The organism is Aquabacterium sp. (assembly GCF_035476535.1).
In the GTDB taxonomy this organism is placed as follows: Bacteria; Pseudomonadota; Gammaproteobacteria; order Burkholderiales; family Burkholderiaceae_C; genus Pseudaquabacterium.
In genome coordinates this window covers 1-16,882 of sequence record NZ_DATILJ010000140.1, presented here as the reverse complement: position 1 = coordinate 16,882, position 16,882 = coordinate 1, and the positions used below count along the sequence as shown (strand labels likewise).

Annotated in this window: 16 protein-coding genes and 1 pseudogene; all 17 read right to left on the bottom strand. The window is 69.7% G+C overall.

Features of this window, described 5'->3' with window-relative positions:
- Window positions 1-590: fatty acid desaturase family protein (locus VLK61_RS13845; RefSeq protein WP_325422127.1), on the bottom strand; the 590-nt coding region annotated here is incomplete at its 3' end.
- Complete coding sequence (locus VLK61_RS13840) at window positions 587-1,726, bottom strand: sterol desaturase family protein (RefSeq protein ID WP_325422125.1); 1,140 nt, start codon at window positions 1,724-1,726, stop codon at window positions 587-589. The genes VLK61_RS13845 and VLK61_RS13840, both read right to left, overlap by 4 nt.
- Window positions 1,723-2,355, bottom strand: a complete 633-nt coding sequence (locus tag VLK61_RS13835; RefSeq protein ID WP_325422123.1) for a phosphatase PAP2 family protein — start codon at window positions 2,353-2,355, stop codon at window positions 1,723-1,725. The genes VLK61_RS13840 and VLK61_RS13835 overlap by 4 nt, the downstream gene beginning before the upstream one ends.
- Window positions 2,352-3,677: a F390 synthetase-related protein gene (locus tag VLK61_RS13830; protein ID WP_325422121.1), complete on the bottom strand. Its 1,326-nt coding sequence runs from the start codon at window positions 3,675-3,677 to the stop codon at window positions 2,352-2,354. The genes VLK61_RS13835 and VLK61_RS13830 overlap by 4 nt, the downstream gene beginning before the upstream one ends.
- Window positions 3,671-4,492: an MBL fold metallo-hydrolase gene (locus VLK61_RS13825; RefSeq protein ID WP_325422119.1), complete on the bottom strand. Its 822-nt coding sequence runs from the start codon at window positions 4,490-4,492 to the stop codon at window positions 3,671-3,673. The genes VLK61_RS13830 and VLK61_RS13825 overlap by 7 nt, the downstream gene beginning before the upstream one ends.
- On the bottom strand, window positions 4,470-5,483 hold the full coding sequence (locus tag VLK61_RS13820; RefSeq protein WP_325422117.1) for an NAD-dependent epimerase/dehydratase family protein: 1,014 nt from the start codon (window positions 5,481-5,483) through the stop codon (window positions 4,470-4,472). Before VLK61_RS13820 ends, VLK61_RS13825 begins: the two co-directional genes overlap by 23 nt.
- Window positions 5,480-6,496, bottom strand: coding sequence for a 3-oxoacyl-[acyl-carrier-protein] synthase III C-terminal domain-containing protein (locus VLK61_RS13815; RefSeq protein ID WP_325422115.1), 1,017 nt, complete (start codon window positions 6,494-6,496; stop codon window positions 5,480-5,482). The genes VLK61_RS13820 and VLK61_RS13815 overlap by 4 nt, the downstream gene beginning before the upstream one ends.
- A gap of 133 nt (window positions 6,497-6,629) precedes the next feature.
- Window positions 6,630-7,619: an LLM class flavin-dependent oxidoreductase gene (locus VLK61_RS13810; RefSeq protein ID WP_325422113.1), complete on the bottom strand. Its 990-nt coding sequence runs from the start codon at window positions 7,617-7,619 to the stop codon at window positions 6,630-6,632.
- Window positions 7,616-10,489 carry a ligand-binding sensor domain-containing diguanylate cyclase gene (locus tag VLK61_RS13805; RefSeq protein ID WP_325422111.1) on the bottom strand — a complete coding sequence of 958 codons (2,874 nt, stop codon included), beginning with the start codon at window positions 10,487-10,489 and terminating at the stop codon, window positions 7,616-7,618. The genes VLK61_RS13810 and VLK61_RS13805 overlap by 4 nt, the downstream gene beginning before the upstream one ends.
- Window positions 10,490-10,631: 142 nt before the next feature.
- Window positions 10,632-10,921: pseudogene (locus tag VLK61_RS13800) on the bottom strand (methyl-accepting chemotaxis protein); the annotation flags it as partial.
- 247 nt (window positions 10,922-11,168) lie between these two features.
- Window positions 11,169-12,218: a YeiH family protein gene (locus tag VLK61_RS13795; protein ID WP_325422109.1), complete on the bottom strand. Its 1,050-nt coding sequence runs from the start codon at window positions 12,216-12,218 to the stop codon at window positions 11,169-11,171.
- Entirely contained in the window at window positions 12,187-12,957 is a 771-nt protein-coding gene (locus VLK61_RS13790) for a ferredoxin--NADP reductase (protein ID WP_325422107.1), read from the bottom strand. Before VLK61_RS13790 ends, VLK61_RS13795 begins: the two co-directional genes overlap by 32 nt.
- On the bottom strand, window positions 12,954-13,262 hold the full coding sequence (locus VLK61_RS13785) for a DUF971 domain-containing protein (protein WP_325422105.1): 309 nt from the start codon (window positions 13,260-13,262) through the stop codon (window positions 12,954-12,956). Before VLK61_RS13785 ends, VLK61_RS13790 begins: the two co-directional genes overlap by 4 nt.
- Window positions 13,259-14,143, bottom strand: coding sequence for an ABC transporter ATP-binding protein (locus tag VLK61_RS13780; RefSeq protein ID WP_325422103.1), 885 nt, complete (start codon window positions 14,141-14,143; stop codon window positions 13,259-13,261). The genes VLK61_RS13785 and VLK61_RS13780 overlap by 4 nt, the downstream gene beginning before the upstream one ends.
- A complete protein-coding gene (locus VLK61_RS13775) occupies window positions 14,140-15,072 on the bottom strand; it encodes an ABC transporter permease (RefSeq protein ID WP_325422101.1) in 933 nt (310 codons plus the stop codon). Before VLK61_RS13775 ends, VLK61_RS13780 begins: the two co-directional genes overlap by 4 nt.
- A 3-nt stretch (window positions 15,073-15,075) precedes the next feature.
- Window positions 15,076-16,530: an ABC transporter substrate-binding protein gene (locus tag VLK61_RS13770; RefSeq protein WP_325422098.1), complete on the bottom strand. Its 1,455-nt coding sequence runs from the start codon at window positions 16,528-16,530 to the stop codon at window positions 15,076-15,078.
- On the bottom strand, window positions 16,527-16,880 hold the full coding sequence (gene fdxA, locus VLK61_RS13765) for a ferredoxin FdxA (RefSeq protein ID WP_325422096.1): 354 nt from the start codon (window positions 16,878-16,880) through the stop codon (window positions 16,527-16,529). Before fdxA ends, VLK61_RS13770 begins: the two co-directional genes overlap by 4 nt.
- Window positions 16,881-16,882 lie beyond the last annotated feature (2 nt).

The window sequence follows — 16,882 nt, the reverse complement described above, 5'->3', positions numbered from 1 at the left end:
TGCTTCAGCGGCGTGCGGCCGAAGCGGTCGGCCCAGTCGAAGACCCAGGTGATCCAGGGCAGCGAGATCGCGGCCACCAGCGGCCAGTACAGGTGCTGCCAGCGGTAGTGCGGCTGCCAGGCCTGGAACGGCGTCTGCCGCAGCGCGACGTTGGGTTCGATGTCCAGGTCCAGGCCGTCGACATTGGCATGGCTGTGGTGGTAGTGCACATGGCGCGCGGTCCAGTAGTCCGGGGCTATGCCCAGCGGCAGCGCGACGATGCGCATCAGCCAGCGGTTGGCGCCGGGGCTGCGGAAGAAGCTGCCGTGCGCGGCGTCGTGCAGCGTGTTCATCGCCAGCAGCATCGCGCTGAAGACGAAGGCCGTATAGGCCGGCAGGTAGACGGCGGGCCGTGTCGCGTTCAGCGCGATGGCATAACACGCGATGCACATGGCCGTGAGCAGCAGGCCTTTCAGCAGCAGGCCGGCATCGGCGAAGCGGTGGTCGTCGCGCGAGGCCAGGTGCAGCGCGGCCTGCTCGCGCAGCGTGCGCGCCAGCGGGCTGTGGGCGCCGGGGGCGAAGCGGGCGCGCGGTGGCGAAGAACTGCTCATGCGGGACTCCGCGACGCGGGCACCCGGCGCCAGGCCGTCGCCAGCACCCACGCGCCATGAGCCGCCATCGCCAACATCGGCAGCAGGCCCAGCGGGTCGCGCAGGCCGAACACGGCGCCGAACAGCAGCGGCAGCGTGAGCCCCAGGCCGCTAACGACGACCACCGCCCAGCGCCGGCCATCGGCCCAGGCGCCGAGCGCCAGCGTCTGCAGCGCCAGCAGGCCCCACAGCAGCGGCTGCTGGCCGTCGGGCCACTGGCCCTGGCGGTGCACTGCGTAGACGACGTTGCTGAACAGCAGCACGGCACCGCTGATCACCTGCCGGCGCTGTTGCCGGGAGAGGGTCGTCGGCAGGCCCGGGCTGGGTGCCGGCCAGCCCAGCCACTGCAGCGCCGGCAGCAGGTTCAGCCACAGCGGGTTGTAGCTGGCGCGCCAATGGTGAATGCCGTAGCGGATGGCCACGCCCGGCACCGGACGCTGGAAGCTGCCGAACAGCCGGTCCCACAGCAGCAGCGTGCCGCCGAAGTTCTTGTCGACGTACTCGGGGTTGGCGCCATGGTGGATGCGGTGGTGCGAGGGTGTCACCATCACCCGCTCCAGCCAGCCGGCATGGCCGACCAGGCCGCTGTGGTTGTAGAACTGCACCGTGTAGTGGATGCTGGAGACCGCGACGAACAGTTCCACCGGCACGCCGACCAGCGCCAGCGGCACGAAGAAGGGCAGCGAGCTCAGCGACGACAGCCAGCTGTTGCGGATGCCCAGCGACAGGTTGAAATGTTCGCCCTGGTGGTGCACCGCGTGGATGGCCCATAACACGCCAAGACGGTGGTGAAGGCGGTGCAGCCAGTAGAAGCCGAAATCCCAGGCGATGAAGGCCCCCAGCGCCACCACCCAGCGCGGCCAGCCGTCCAGCGCATGCGGCTGGGCATGCTGCCAGATCCATGCGTAGCCGGCGACCTCGATGCCGCGGAAGAACCACAGCACCAGGTGTCCGGAATTGAGGTTGGCGATGGCTTCCAGCCACGGGTCGGTTTGCACCGGTGCATCGGATGCCAGGCGCTGCTTGCGTTGCAGCACCCACAGCTCGCCCAGCATCGCCAGCAGCATGCCGGCCAGTGGCAGCGCCAGCGCGTTCATGCGCGCACCTCGGCAGACCGAACATCTGCCGGGACCCAGCGCGACACGGCGATGCCCACCAGGCCGCCGAGTGCGATGCCGGTGCCCAGGTCCAGCGCCAGATGCCGGCGCGCCATCACGATGCTCGCGGCCAGCGCCAGGCCCCACAGCAGCAGCAGCGCCGCTCGCAGCGGCCGGGCGCGGTCCAGCAGCGCCATCACCGCCAGCAGGCTCAGCGCGCCATGCAGCGAGGGCAGGCAGTTGTGGCTGGAGTCTGCCGCCGACAGCGCGCGCAGCATGGTCAGGCTCAGGCCGTCGCCGGCCAGCGAGGGGTAGGCCAGCGTCGTCGGCCAGGCCACGAAACACAGGCCGCACAGCAGCGCGCAGAGCTGCATGCTGCGCATCAGCCAGGCCAGCTTGTTCGGTGCACAGGCCAGGTAGGCCAGCGGGATCAGCACGAAGAACGACAGGTAGGGCCAGACGGCGCCGGGCGTGAACGGCAGCGCCTGGTCCAGCGCCGATTCGGCCAGCACGCGGCCGGGCGGGTGCAGCGCGGCGCCGATGCTGTAGGCCAGGCCGACGCTGCCCCAGCCGAGCAGCATGCAACGCAGGCGATCGGTCAAGGAGCTTGACGAAGTTGACGAGGTCATGCGGCTTCCTGCATCGACGCTGCCGTGCTGGACAGCCGGCGGATGCGGCGGCGCTTGCGGCCGAAGTCGGCCGGCGGCAGCGGCCGTGTGTCGGCCCAGGTGACGGCATTGACCTGCACGCCCTGGATGCGCAGCAGGCGCTGCAGGTGCTCCTGGCAGCGGCGCAGCAGTTGCGGATCTTGCGGCGACAGCATCAGCCGCAGCGTGCGCGCGTCCAGCTGCTCCAGCTGGTAGTCGGCGTCCAGCGGCAGCGCCTGGGCCAGCGCACGCGCGATCACGTCGGCGAACACGGTGACCGGGTGGCCGTTCAGCCCGGGCAACTGCAGCATGTCGTCGCAGCGGCCTTCGATGCGTTCGATCGCACGCATCGCGCTGCCGCAGGGGCAGGGCGTGCGGCGGGCCAGCAGCACGTCGTCGAGCCGGTAGCGCACGATGGGCTGGGTGTGGCGGCTGAAATCGGTGATCACCGGCACGAAGCGCTGATCGTCCAGCCACTGCGGCTCGACGATCAGGTGGGCCTCGTTCAGGTGCAGCGTGCCGTGCGCGCAGGTGGCGCCGAGGAAGCCTTCGGTGGCCTGGTAGACCTCGGCCACGCGGTGGAACACCTGTTGCAGCAGGATGCGGTCCTGCGGCTCCAGCACCTCGGCCACCGAGATCACGAGCTTCGGCTGCAGCGTCAGCTGGCCGGCGCGCACGGCCAGCGCCAGCGCGCGCAGCACCTGGGCCGGCGCGACGATGATGCTGGGCTGCAAGCGGTCCAGTGCCTGCAGGTGCTGCGACCATGGCGCCATCAGGTCGAAGTAGCGGAACTGCAGCCAGGGCGTGCGCACGCTGCGGTACAGCGGGTTGTCGGCGCGCAGCAGCAGAGCAACCCTTTCCTGTGCGAACAGGCCGTCCGGCAGCATCGTGCCCAGCATCACGCCGGCCCAGTGCGCGCGCTCGGCAGCGCTCACTGCAAACACGCCGCGCCCGCCCGAGGTGCCGCTGGACAGGCCAACCCCGTAGCCCTTCAGCAGCGGCTTGAAGTCGCGTGAGCGTTCGGCCGCCTGCGCACAGTCCAGCACCTCGGCCAGGCGCAGGCCGGCGGTGTTCATGCTGTCGAAGTGCCGCATCATGTGGGCCTTGTCCATCAGCGGCCAGCGCTCCAGCGGCAGGCCGCACCAGGGGCGGAAGTGCGTGCTGCGGCTGAGCACGGTGCGCTCGAACTGCTGCCAGGCGCGGCCCTGGTGGGCTTGGAGCGCCGCGCGGTCGGTGAAGCCGTGATGCAGCAGGCGCCGGGTGTCGCGGTAGGCGCCCAGCAGGCGGGGCAGTTGCATCAGCATGACGTGGCCTCGCTGAGATCTTCATGCGTCAGGCGGATCTTCACGCTGCCCTGGGTGTGCAGCTGGTGCAGGCGATCCAGGGTGTGGTGGTAGGCGCGCGGGTCTTCCATGATCAGGTGGGTCAGCCGCGACGGGGGGCGGCGTTCGGTGTAGTTTTGCGGTGCCCAGGCGGCATCGGCGGCCAGCAATTGCCAGCCTTCGGCGGTCTGCACGAAGGCGCCGATGTGCCCGGCCGCGTGGCCTGGCAGTTCGACCAGCAGCACCTCGCGGTGGCTGCCGGGCAGGGCCCAGCCGCTGCCGAAGGGCGCCAGTTCGGCCGGCAAGGCGATCGGCTCGAAGCCTTCGATGAAGCGCAAGCGGGGCTCGGTGTCGGGCGGCATCAGCCCCGGCACGAAGGCGCGGCGCAGCGCGGTGACGCCGCGGCGGTGCCGCGTGACTTCCCAGCCGCTGCCGCTGCAGATGATGGGCAGGCCAGGAAAGTCGCGCAGGCCGGCGATGTGGTCGGCATGGAAGTGCGAGGCGATGATGCCGTCGAGGTCACTGCTGCGCAGGCCGCGCTCGGCCAGCTGCGCGCGCAGCGATTGCCGGGCGTCGAAATGCACCGGCGTGACCATCGGGTAGAGCCGGAAGATGCCTTCGCGCGTGTGGTCGGCAAAGTGGCTGGCATAACCGGTGTCCCACAGCCAGCGGTGGCCGGCGGCTTCGATCAGCCAGGCACGGGCGGGAAAGGCGCAGGGCTGCCAGCCGGCGCCGCGCAATACCACGCAGGCCGGGTGGAAGCAGTGGCCGGCTTCAAAGACGCTGATCTTGGCCACGGTGCTTCAGCCAGCGGGCGGTTTGCAGAATGCCTTGCTGCAGGTCGATGGTCGGGTAGTAGCCCAGCTCGTCGCGTGCGCGGCGCGCGCTCAGCGTCATCTCGAACTGCAGCGCGCCGATGCCGTAGCGCGTGAACGGCGGTTCGCGGCGGCTGACATGGCCCCAGGCCTCGGCCACGCGCGCGGCCGCGTCCATCAGCCGATAGGGCACCGCACGCACTTCGCACTGCAGCCCGAGTTCGTTGACCAGCAGCGCCTGCAGCAGCTCGGGCAGCGTGGTCGGCTGCTGGTTGGTGATGTTGTAGGCGGCGCCGTTGGGCAGGCCCTGGCGGGTGCCGGCCAGGTGCATGGCCTGCACGACATTGCCGACATAGGTCAGGTCCATCGTCGCGCGGCCGCCGTCGGGCAGCGGCAGCACGCCGCGGCGGGCGCGCAGCAGCGCCAGCAGGCGCGGCAGCAGCACGCGGTCGTGCGGGCCGAACAGCGCACGCGGGCGCAGCATCACGAACTGCGTGCCGGTGCTGCGGCGGGCCAAGCCACGCAGGTAGCGCTCGGCGCGCAGCTTGCTCGCGGCATAGGCATTCACCGGGCGCGCGGCGCGGTAGCTTTCGTCGATGTCGTGGTGCGAGCGGTAGTCGAAGTAGATCGACGGCGTCGAGATGTGCACGAAGCGCGGCACGTGCAGCGCCATCGCGGCTTCGGCCAGGCGGCGCGTGGCGGTGACGTTGGCGGCCTCGAAGGCAGCAGCCGGACCCCAGGGCGAGGACAGCGCGGCGCAGTGCCAGACGGTGTGCACGTCGCGCAGCAGCGCCCGGGCCTGCGGTGCGTCCAGCGTCGAGAGTTCGGTGCAGACCGCGTCGACACCGCGCTCGCGCAGGTCGGCCAGCCGTGCCGGGTCGCGGCCGGTGGCGCGGAAACGGATGCCGCGCTGCAGCAGGTCGTCGACTGCATTGCGACCCAGGCCGCTGGTGGCGCCGGTGACGAGAATCACAGCGCCAGCACCATGCCGCCCAGCGTGACGCCGGCGGCCGAGCCCAGCATCAGCACGCGGCTGCCGCGGCGCGCGCGGCCGCTGTCCAGCGCTTCATGCAAGGCGGTGGGGATCGATGCACAGACCTGGTTGCCGTGGCTGGCATAGATGTCCATCACGCGGGACAGTGGCACGTTCAGCCGCTTGCGCAGATGCTGCATCGACAGATGGCTGGCCTGGTGCGGCACGATCAGGTCGATGTCGTCCAGCCCGCGGCCGCTGCCGCTGAACAGGCGCTGCACGAAACCGTCCAGCAGGCCGGCGACGAACTTGAACACCGCGCGGCCCTGCATCGCGAACAGGTAGTCCTGCGGCACGACGCCGTTGCGCGGGTTGCGCGCCGTGCCGCCGGCGCGCACCTGGCACATGTGCTTGCCGGCGGGGTGGGTTTCGAAGCGCTGCATCAGGATGCCCTGTTCCGATGTGCCGGGTTGACCGGCCTCGATGATGACAGCCGCCGCGCCGTCGCCAAAGATCAGCGAAGCCTCGGGGTCGGCCCAGTCGATGCCGCGCGAGGCCAGGTCGCAGGCGGTGATCGCGATGCGCTTGTAGGCGCCGCTGGCCAGCAGGCCGGCGGCCATCTGCAGCGCGGCCAGGAAGCCCAGGCAGCTGGCGTTGACATCGAAGGCCGGCGTTCCTGCCGCCAGGCCGGCGGGCTCCAGGATGCGGCAGGACATCGCCGGCAGGGCCTGGTCGGGCACGCCGCTGGTCGACAGCAGCAGGTCGATCGAGCCCGGGCGGATGCCACCGCGGGCCATCGCGTCGCGCAGCGCGGCGGCAGCCAGCTCGGCTTGGTTCTCTGTTGCGCTGGCGTAGTGGCGCTGGTGGATGCCGGACTTGTGCAGCACGTAACCCGGCGCGTGGCCGAACTGCAGATCCAGCGCGGCAGAGCTGACGCAGCGCGACGGCAAGGCCTTGCCGGTGGCCAGCAAGGCCAGCGGCAGCAGGGCGGGAGCAGGGTTCGAAGCGAGCATGAGCGGGGGTTCCAAAGGCCCAGCGACAAGGCCAGGCCGCGCACAGTGTGCGCCGCCCACCCTGCAAGCATGCTTCAAGCGGTACGCGGTGTTGTTGCGTTTGTTGCCGCGCTACCCCCGGTATCGCGGCGGGCTACCTCAGGGCAGCCAGCAATTCGTAGGAGCGCAGTCGCGCCGGGTGCGCGTGCACCGCACCGGCGACGATCAACTCATCCGCCCGGGTGCGGTCGATGATCGCGCCGAGTTGCGCGCGCACGCTGTCCGGCGAACCGACCGCGGTGGCGGCCAGCATGCGCTGCACGCCGGCCTTTTCGCGTTCGTTCCACAGCGTGTCCATCACGGCTGGGTCGATGGGTAGGGGCAGCGGGCCGCGCTGGCCGCGCTGCATGCCCAGGAAGCGCTGCTGCAGCGAGGTGAACAGGCGCGCTGCTTCATCGTCGGTGTCCGCCGCGATGACGTTGACGCCAACCATCGCGTGCGGCTTCGGCCAGTCGGCCGACGGGCGATAGGCGCTGCGGTAGACGTCCAGCGCCTGCAGCAACTGGTCGGGCGCAAAGTGCGAGGCGAACGCAAAGGGCAGGCCCAGGTAGGCCGCCAACTGTGCGCTGTACAGGCTGGAGCCCAGCAGCCAGATCGGCACCTGCGTGCCGCTGCCGGGAATGGCGCGCACGGCCTGTGCGGATGCTGACGGCCCCAGATAGGCCTGCAGCTCCAGCACGTCCTGCGGGAACGCGTCTTCCTGTTCGCTGGCCAGGTGGCGGCGCAGCGCGCGGGCGGTCATCTGGTCGGTGCCGGGTGCGCGGCCCAGGCCCAGGTCGATGCGACCCGGGTACAGCGTGGCCAAGGTACCGAACTGTTCGGCGATCACCAGCGGCGCATGGTTGGGCAGCATCACGCCGCCGGAGCCGACGCGGATGGTCTTCGTGCCACCGGCGACATGGCCGACCAGCACCGCGGTGGCCGAACAGGCCACGCCGTCCATGTTGTGGTGTTCGGCCAGCCAGTAGCGGCGGTAGCCCCAGGCTTCGGCGTGTTGCGCCAGGTCCAGTGTGTTGCGCAGCGCCTGCGCGGCATCGCTGCCTTCGACGATGGGCGCGAGGTCGAGGATGGAAAGGGGAATCATGGGGGGCGATCTTGCATGGCATCCCCGGCCCGTGCTGGGCTGGGGTGATGCCCCGGAGGAACGCCGAGTTTGCTGAGTTCGCCGAGCGTGTCAGCGTATTCGACGCGGTTGCGGCCATGGCGCTTGGCCCGGTAGAGGGCCTGGTCGGCGGCTGCTATCAGTGCGTCGATCGTGGTCGGCGACGTACCGTGGTGGCCGACTGTGCCGAACGAACATGTGACGGTGCCGATCGACATCGGCGCGCTGGCGATGGCCTCGTGGATCGCCACCAGGCGCGCGCGATCGTCGGTGCGCGCGGGGTCGAGGCCGGGCATGATCAGCATGAACTCTTCGCCGCCGTAGCGCCCGACGGCGTCGTAGGGTCGCAGCGCCGAGGCGAGCCGTGCCGCGCACTCGCGCAGCACGGCATCGCCGGCCGGGTGGCCGTGGGTGTCGTTGACGCGCTTGAAGTGGTCGATGTCGGCCAGCACCACGGCCAGCGGCTGGCCCTCGCGCTGGCAGCGTGCGAGCTCGCGTTCCAGGATCTCCATCAGCGCGCGCCGATTCCAGACGCCGGTCAGCGCGTCCTTGGTGGCCTGCTCGCGCAGCATTTCGCGCGAAGCTTCGAGTTCACGGGTGCGCTCCTGCACCTGCGCCTGCAGGCGCTGCTCCTGCCGTGTCAGCGAACGCACGCGCCAGCGGTACGCGGCGTAGACCAGCAGCGCCGCCAGGGCCGCCAGGGCCACGCGCGCGGCGACCGTCTCCCACCAGGGCGGCGCGATCCTGAAGTCGAAGCCGGTGGCCGGCGAGGTGACGCCCAGATCGCGGTCGACGACGCGGGCGTCGAAGCGGTAGCGGCCCGCCGGCAAGCCGGTGAGCCGGATGTCCGGGTGCGGCGACGCGATCCAGCGCTCGTCGAAGCCGCTGAGCCGGTACTCGATAACGTGCGCCGCGCGGTCGCGGTAGGCCGGCACGGCGAGCACGATCTCCAGCACGTCGCGCGACCAGGGCAACTCGAGCGGCTGCTTCAGCGACAGCTGCGTGCCGGCACGGCTGACGGCGCGGATCATCGGCGCGCGTACCGCGGCGTCGAACAGCGCTGCCGGCTCGACGATGTGCGAGGCACCGCGGCTGGTGCCGATCCAGACCGAAGCATCCTCGTCCTCGAACAAGGCGTAGCTTGAGCTGTCGTTCCAGACCAGCCCCTGGTCACGGCCGATCAGCCGCCATTGCCGGCGGTTCCAGACGGCGACGCCAGCATCGGTAGCCACCCACAGCCAACCACGGCTGTCGCCCAGCAGCGCCAGCACGCGGCGGCCGCGCAGCAAGGACGGCGTGATGTCGTCGGCGCGCAGCCGGTCGCCGTCTGGCCGTAGCAGGCGCAGGCTGGCGTACTTGCTGGAGACCACGAGATTGCCGTCGCTCAGGCAGGCCAACAGTTCGAACTCGGCGTCGAAGCGCTGCAGCGCGCCCCAGCGCTCACTGGCGAAGCGCATGACGCCGGCGGCACTGCTGAACCACAGCGTGCCGTCGCGGCTTTCGCAGCCATCGGTGAGCGGTCCGCCGGTAATGGGTACGGTTTGCGGCGTGGCCGCGCCGCCCGGGGTCCAGAGGTGCAGGCTGGCATCGTCGAGGATCCAGACCCGGCCGGTGCGCTCGGGGATCAGGCGGAAGGTCGATTGCGAGCCTGGCAGCTGCAGCGTCGTCATCGGCTGCGACCGGTCGGCCGGCCATTGCATCAGCATGCCGGTCGCGGTGCTGGCCCACAGCGCGCCTGAGGCGTCGCGGGCCAAGGCCAGTGTCTCCTTGCGCGCCGTGCCGTCGACGAGCTGGAAACGCTTGCTTGCCGGGTCCAGCGCCGCGACGCCGGCACCGGTGGCCGCGTACAGCCGTGCCGGTGTGCCGAAGCGGGCGAAGGACCAGACCGCGTTGTGCGGCATGCCGCTGGCCACGGACCAGTTCTGCCATCGGTCATAGCCACGCCATTGCTGCAAGCCGGCGCCCATCACGCCGAACCACAGGCCGCCTTCGTGGTCGGTCAAGGCTGCCAGCACGCGGCCGGCGGTGGGCAGGCCGGCTGCGGCGTCGAAGCGCTCCCACGCGTGTCCGTTCCAGCGGATCAGCGCGCCGCGCATGGCGCTGATCACCCGATGCTGGGCATCCTCGGCGAGCGGATAGAGGCTGAACGGGTCGTTGTCGTCGCGCGACTCGGCGCGGTCGACGAAGGCGTTGGCGCCCGGTGCGAGCTGCAGCGCATGGTGCGCGCCGCGCGCCCAGAGCGAGCCGTCGCTGGCCAGCAGCAGCGATCGCCAGGTCTGCGCCGGCACGCCACGCTCGGGTCCCCAGACCTCGACACGGCCTTCGCCGAGGCGGCAGATCGCCTTGCCGCAACCGAGCCACAGCGCGCCCTTCGGCGTGCGCGCGATGGCGGAGATGCTTCGCAGCTCGGGTGGCAGCGTGGCCAGCAAGGCCGTGCCCTCGTCGCGCCGCTGCCAGCCGCCGGCGGCGGGAACGACTTCGAACAACCGGCCGCCGCTGGCGAGCCAGGCCCGCCCGTCGCCGATGGGCGCGATCGCATGCGGATCCCGGATGCCGATCGCCGGCCCCGCTGGTTTGACGCGCTGCAGCGTGCCGTCGCGCCACAGCCAGACGCCATCCCGCGTGCCGATCCACAGGCGATCGCCGTCGGCGGACAGCGCCGTCACATAGCCGATCTGCTCGTCGCCGCCGATGCGTTCGAAGCGCGTGCCGTCAAAGCGGTAGGCGCCGTTCTGCGTGCCGACCCAGATGAAGCCGGCGCTGTCGCGCACGAGCGCCATCACGGCGAGGTTGGCCAGGCCTTCGGCCTGGCCGTATTCGCGCAGCGAGGCTTGTTCGGCGTGCAGCGGCATGGCCGTGCTGCACGCCAGGGCGCAAAGAAGGGCCCAGCAACGCAGTTTCGTTCGACCGACAGTCCTGAGCGCCACCACTCTCCTAACTTATTTTCGTTGCGGCGCAGTCTGGCATGGCGCCGGGCCTGTTCGTGCCCTCCGCCGCCTTGGCGTGCGCAGGCACAACGGCACCCTGCTCGCCGGCTCGTGCGGCCTCGACGGCTGCGTTCACGCCAGGATGTTGGTCTGGAAGGCAATGCCATTGATGACGCTGATGATGTCGGCGATCTTTTTGGAGCTGGCCGGGATGTCGTCCATGGTCGCGACCACCTGGCCGACGACCGCGCCGCCCCTGGCGGCGGCGGCGCGCGCCGATCCGGCCAGTTCATTGGCCTGTCTGGCCGTGCCGGCGTTGTGCCTGACGGTGGAGGTCAATTGCGCCATCGGCGTGGCGGCAAGACAAATGCCATGAAGCAGGCCACGCCATACAGGCGCCTTGAAAGACTGAGCGACGTCATGGAATTGTCCCTTTCCCAAAGCAAGCCCCAGTCGGACTGACGGGCTGCACCCATTTTCGGCACGTCGATGTGATCGCATGAGGTAGAAGTGACGAGCAGATGCGCGTCAATTCGCACGACAAATCTTGGCGATGTGCTTTCGCGGCCGCGATCGCGCTGATCCCCCGCGGCCCCGGCGTCGATCAACGCGGGATCAGGTACATGGCGGCTGCCAGCATCAGCCCCCCCAGCCACACTCCGCAGACCGCCATCAGCAGCACCGGCCGCCAGCCGCAGCGCGCCAGTGCCGGCAGCGAGGTCTTGGCGCCCAGGGCGGCCACGCCCACCAGCAGGCAGGCGCGCGAGGCCTGGTCGAGCAGCAGGATGAGTTCCTGCGGCAGCAGCTGCAGCGAGCGCAGCGCCACCAGGCCCACGAAGAGCCCCAGGAACCAGGGCAGCGCCGGTGGCCGGCCGGCGCATGGCTGGCCGTGGCGCGCCACCACCATCGCCACCGTGCCGACCACCAACACCAGCGAGGCCACGCGCATCAGCTTGACCAGCGTGGCGATGTCGCCGGTGGGGGCGCCGAGCACGTAGCCCGCGACGATCACCTGCGCCACATCGTGGATGCTGCCGCCGATGAACAGGCCCGCAGCGGCGGGCGGCAGCGCCAGCGCGCGGGCGAGCAGCGGGTACGCCAGCATCGCCGCGGTCGAGAACAGCGTGGCCAGCACGACGACGCCGAGCGTGTCGCGCTCCGATCGTTCGCTGCGTGGCAACACCGCCGCCAGCGCCAGGGCCGCCGAAGCACCGCAGATGGCCGTGGCACCGCCGGCCAGCACGCCCAGGCTGCGCGGTTGGCCGAGCACGCGGGCCAGCAGCAGGCCCAGCAGCAGCGTACTGGTGATGCCGGCCGCCACCGCGGCCAGCGTGCTCAGGCCCAGCCCGGCGATCTGCTCGGCGGTGATGCGCGCGCCGAGCAATCCCACGCCCAGGCGCAGCAGGCTGCCCGAGGACCAGGCGATGCCCGGCGCGCTGTGCGGTTCACTGCTCTGGTAGTGGAAGGCGCTGCCGAACATCAGCGCATACAGCATCACCGGGCCGGGCTTGGCACTGCCATGCAGCCCGGCGACGAAGGCCGCCGCGGCCGCCAGCGCCGCGCACAGCGCCAGGCCCGGCAGGTGCCGCTGCCAGCGCAGCGGTACGCCGGGCGGCGGTGCCTCACTTGTCGACGAAGGCGCGTTCGATGACATGGTGGCCGGGCCGGCTCATGTTGCCTTCGGTGAAGCCGTGCTTGTCGAGCAGCGCACGGGTGTCCTTCAGCTCCTGGCTGCCGCAGAGCATCACGCGGTCATGCTCGCGGTCCAGAGGCGGCAGGTCCAAGTCGTGCGTCAGGCGCCCGGTTTCCAGCAGGCTAGTGATGCGGCCCTGGTGGCGGAAGGCTTCACGCGTGACGGTGGGGTAGTACAGCAGCTGCTTGCCGATCATCTCGCCCAGCAGCTCGTGCTGCGGCAGTTCACGCTGGATGCGTTCGGCATAGGCCAGTTCGGCCGCCTGGCGGCAGCCGTGCACCAGGATCACGGTCTCGAAGCGCTCGTAGACCTCGGGGTCGCGGATCACGCTCATGAAGGGCGCCAGGCCGGTGCCGGTGGATAACAGGTAAAGGCGGCGTCCCGGCAGCAGGTTCTGCAGCAGCAGCGTGCCCGAGGCCTTGCGGCCGACCAGCACCGTGTCGCCGACCCGGATGTGCTGCAGACGTGACGTGAGCGGGCCGTCCGATACCTTGATGCTGAGGAACTCCAGCGTCTCCTCCCAATGCGGGCTGACCATGCTGTAGGCGCGCAGCAGCGGCCGGCCGTCGACCGGCAGGCCGATCATCGTGAACTGGCCGCTCTGGAAGCGGAAGCCGGGATCGCGGGTGGTGGTGAACGAGAACAGTCGGTCGGTCCAGTGGTGCACCGTCAGCACATGGGCTTCGAAGATGTTGCTCATGCCGCTGACTCCATCGCCAGTTCGCGCAGATAGGCCCACGGGAACAGGCCTCGCTCATGGCCGTCGCTGAAGTGCAGCTGCAGACCGAACTCGCCAATCGGGCTGATGCGTTCGAGCCGGGTTGCGGGGTCGGGCCGCGGTGGGCTGCCATGGCGGCGACCCTGCTCGCAGCCGGCGCAGCGGCAGCGTGCGCGCAGGTGTTCGCCGCTGAGCACGTGCTCGCCCAGGTCGTCCCAGGCCAGCGCCAGTGCGCCCGAACGTTCGTGCAGCAGCACCTGCTGCGGCCACGGCTGCGCGGCGCTCACAGCATCGCTCCGACGCCCTGCGGGCCGACTTCGGCCGACAGCCCGGCCAGGCCGCCGTCACGCAGCTCCCCGCCCATCGCGGCCAGGCTCTCCTCGCGGATCAGCGCCTTCAGCTGCTGCACCATCGCGATGAAAGCCGGCGATGAGGTCATCTCCGGCGTGCGCGGCCGCGGCAGCGGCACCGGCAGCTCGGCCTTGATGCGGCCCGGGCGCGCGGTCATCACCAGGATGCGGTCGGACAGGAACACCGCTTCGTCGATGTCGTGGGTGACGAACAGCACCGAGATGCGCAGCCGCTGCCACATGTTGGTCAGGATCTCCTGCATCACCACGCGGGTCTGCGAATCCAGCGCGCCGAAGGGCTCGTCCATCAGCAGCACACGCGGGCCGGTGGCCAGCGCACGCACGATGCCCACGCGCTGCTTCATGCCGCCGGACAGCTGATCGGGATAGTGGTTCTCGAAGCTCAGCAGGCCCGCCAGTCCCAGCAGCGTGCGGGCCTGCGATTCACGCTCGCTGCGCGGCACGCCTTTCATCTTCAGCCCGAACTCGACATTGCGCCGCACCGTCATCCACGGGAACAGCGAATACTGCTGGAACACCACGCCGCGGTCGGAGCCGGGGCCGGCGATGTATTCGCCGTCGAGCAGCGCGTCGCCCTGGCTGGGTTGCAGGAAGCCGGCCGCGACGTTCAGCAACGTGGACTTGCCGCAACCCGAAGGCCCGATCAGCGAGACGAATTCGCCAGGCTGGACCTGCAGGCTGACATCGTCGACCGCGCTGATCGCCTGGTTCATCAGCGCGAACTGGATGCCCAGTTGACGCAGCTCGATGTGGCCACCCTGGGCCACACCCGGGTGCAATGGCATGACGGCGCTCATGTCCGGCCTCCCGGCGTGGCATGCGCCCGCCACGGCATCACCATCTTCGCCATCAACCGGATGCCGCCGCTGCACATGAGCCCCAGCACGCCGATCGTGATCATGCCCAGCGCAATCTCGGCATAGGAGATCAGCGAATAGGCCTCCCAGGTGAAGTAGCCGATGCCGAACTGGCCCGAAATCATCTCGGCCGCGATCAGCGAGACCCAGGCCACGCCCATGCCCACTGCCAAGCCCGTGAAGATGTGCGGCAGCGCGCCGGGCAGTACCACCTCCCGCAGCACGCTGCGCTCGCCGGCGCCCAGCGAGCGGGCAGCGCGCAGCAGCACCGGGTCGATCGCCTCGACGCCGTGGATGGTGTTCAGCAGGATCGGAAAGAACGCGCCGAGGAAGGTGATGAAGACGATGCTGACTTCGTTGTCCGGCCACAGCATGATGGACATCGGCACCCAGGCGATGGCCGGGATCGGGCGGAAGACTTCCAACGCCGGGAAGCTCAGCCGCCGCACCCATGGATAACGCCCGATCAGCACGCCCAGCGCGACGCCGACCACCGTGGCCACCGCAAAGCCCAGCAGGATGCGGCGCAGGCTGATGCCGATGTTGGTGATGAACTTCGGCGACTGGTTGACCTCCAGCACCTTGGCGAACACGGCCGCTGGCGTCGGGATGTTGTTGAAGCGGACGTAGGCTTCCAGGCGATAGGTGGTGGCCAGGTGCCAGGCCAGCAGCACGGTGCCTATCGAGGCCACGCCGCACAGCCAGGCGATGGCCGTGCCGCTCAGCCAGCGGGGCGGGCTGCGGCGCTGGCGCGGCGGCGCCGCGGCCGGTGCCGTGCGCGGCACCGGCAGCGTCGCGACACTGGCGCTGCTGCGCGGCGCCGGCGGCGCCAGGGCCGCGTCATTCCGGGGTTGGGCGCTGACCAGCATGGCTCACTTCCCCGCGGCCACGGTGAGCTTGGTCGCGGCCAGGCCCAGCGCTTCGGCATAGGTGGCCAGCTTGCCACCGGCCTGCGCGGCGGCGGCTTCGGCGTCCTTCTTCAGCAGGTAGGGCACGGCCACCGGGTTCTTCGGATCCCGCGTGTCCACCGCATAGAAGGCCTTGTCGGCGAAGACCTTGATGCCCAGCGCCTTGTCGAAGACATACGCCACCGCCACCTTGCGCCCGGCGGCCTCGTACTGGCGGATGCCGGCCAGCGTGCAGCTGGGCGAACTGGTCGGCACGATCTCGCCCCCATCGGGCCCTGCCAGCCAGATTTCGCCGGCGTCCTTGGGCCGCGTCACCGCCACCTTGCAGACGGGGTCCTTGCCTTCGATGTCGTAGTTGGCCAGCGTCTGCTTCTGCGCTTCATAGTCCTGGCTGCGTTCCTTGAAGGCCTGGCGCACATAGCTTTCGTTGACCCAGGCGTCGAGGTTGAATTCCTTGACGCGGCCCATTTTGTTCAACACGCCGAAGGCCGTCTTGATGGTGTCCAGCCAGCGCGGCTTGATCGTCGGGTCCAGCGTGTGGATGCCGCCCGGTCCGAGGAAGATGTAGGCCACTTCCTTCTCGATCTTGGTCCACTGCTCGATCTGCTGCGCCGCTTGCTTCGGGTTCTTGCGCACCCAGTCGTTGGCTTCCATCAAGGCTCTGATGTAGGCCACCACGGCCTCGGGGTACTTGTCGGCGAAATCCTTGCGCACGACGACGCCGTGGAAGGTGGGCACCTTGGTCTGCGCGCCGTCGAAGATCTTGCGTGCGAAGCCGCGGTAGGGCAGCAGTTCGGCAAAGGGCACGAAGTCGCCGTGGCCGTCGATCTTCTTTTCCTGCAGGTTGGTGGTGCCGACCTCGGGGCTCTGGCTGACGAGGTTCCAGAAGCTGTCGGGCCAGCCGCGCTCCTGCATGGCCTGCAGCATCATGCCGTGCGCGGCCGAGCCGAAGGGCACCGAGACGGTCTTGCCTTTCAGGTCCGCCAGCTCGTAGTACGGGCTGTCCTTGTGCACGACGACGCCATTGCCGGCACCGAAGGCGTTGTAGGCGATCACCGCGATCAGCTGCGTCTCGTTGCCCTTGTTCTGCTGGCCGGTGGCGCCGTTCACCAGCAGCGGGTAGTCGCCCATCATGCCGATCTGCAGCTTGCCGGCCACCATGCCGTTGGTGACCGGCGGGCCGGAGGTGAAGTTCTGCCAGTCGATTTTCCACTCCACGTCCTTGTACTTGCCGGTCTTCGGCAGGTACTTCTCCAGCAGCTTCATCTCCTTGATGACGATGCCGCCGGTGACGGTGTTGGTGGTGGTGTTCTGCGTGCCGATGCCGATGCTGATGATCTGCTTGTCCGCGGCCAGGGCCAGTGCGGGTGCCATCACCAGCGCAGCGGCGAACAGCGCGGAAAAACGGTGGGTGCTCATCGGGATACTCCTACAAGGGTGGGCAGGGTCTCGCTCAGCAGGGCTCTTTTGTTGTGTTTGTCGGCCCAGTCGTCGGCGTCGGGCAGCGGGTCCTGCGATTGCAGGATCAGCGGCCATTCGGCGGCGAGGCGGGCGTTCAGCGGCAGGTACTCGGCCTGGGCCGGTGCCAGGTCTTTTTCTTCGACGATGGCCTCGACAGGGCATTCGGGAATGCACACGCCGCAGTCGATGCAGACCTCGGGATCGATGACCAGGAAGTCGGGGCCTTCGTGGAAACACTCCACCGGGCAGACCGCGACGCAATCGGTGTACTTGCAGCGGATGCAGGCTTCGGTGACGACGTGGGTCATGA

What these genes read in the sequence shown, in the direction of transcription:
- VLK61_RS13840 (WP_325422125.1), bottom strand. Translation starts at nt 1,726, where the DNA reads ATGAACGCGCTGGCGCTGCCACTGGCCGGCATGCTGCTGGCGATGCTG.
- VLK61_RS13835 (WP_325422123.1), bottom strand. Translation starts at nt 2,355, where the DNA reads ATGACCTCGTCAACTTCGTCAAGCTCCTTGACCGATCGCCTGCGTTGC.
- VLK61_RS13830 (WP_325422121.1), bottom strand. Translation starts at nt 3,677, where the DNA reads ATGCTGATGCAACTGCCCCGCCTGCTGGGCGCCTACCGCGACACCCGG.
- VLK61_RS13815 (WP_325422115.1), bottom strand. Translation starts at nt 6,496, where the DNA reads ATGCTCGCTTCGAACCCTGCTCCCGCCCTGCTGCCGCTGGCCTTGCTG.
- VLK61_RS13810 (WP_325422113.1), bottom strand. Translation starts at nt 7,619, where the DNA reads ATGATTCCCCTTTCCATCCTCGACCTCGCGCCCATCGTCGAAGGCAGC.
- VLK61_RS13805 (WP_325422111.1), bottom strand. Translation starts at nt 10,489, where the DNA reads ATGCCGCTGCACGCCGAACAAGCCTCGCTGCGCGAATACGGCCAGGCC.
- VLK61_RS13795 (WP_325422109.1), bottom strand. Translation starts at nt 12,218, where the DNA reads ATGTCATCGAACGCGCCTTCGTCGACAAGTGAGGCACCGCCGCCCGGC.
- VLK61_RS13790 (WP_325422107.1), bottom strand. Translation starts at nt 12,957, where the DNA reads ATGAGCAACATCTTCGAAGCCCATGTGCTGACGGTGCACCACTGGACC.
- VLK61_RS13780 (WP_325422103.1), bottom strand. Translation starts at nt 14,143, where the DNA reads ATGAGCGCCGTCATGCCATTGCACCCGGGTGTGGCCCAGGGTGGCCAC.
- VLK61_RS13775 (WP_325422101.1), bottom strand. Translation starts at nt 15,072, where the DNA reads ATGCTGGTCAGCGCCCAACCCCGGAATGACGCGGCCCTGGCGCCGCCG.
- VLK61_RS13770 (WP_325422098.1), bottom strand. Translation starts at nt 16,530, where the DNA reads ATGAGCACCCACCGTTTTTCCGCGCTGTTCGCCGCTGCGCTGGTGATG.
- fdxA (WP_325422096.1), bottom strand. Translation starts at nt 16,880, where the DNA reads ATGACCCACGTCGTCACCGAAGCCTGCATCCGCTGCAAGTACACCGAT.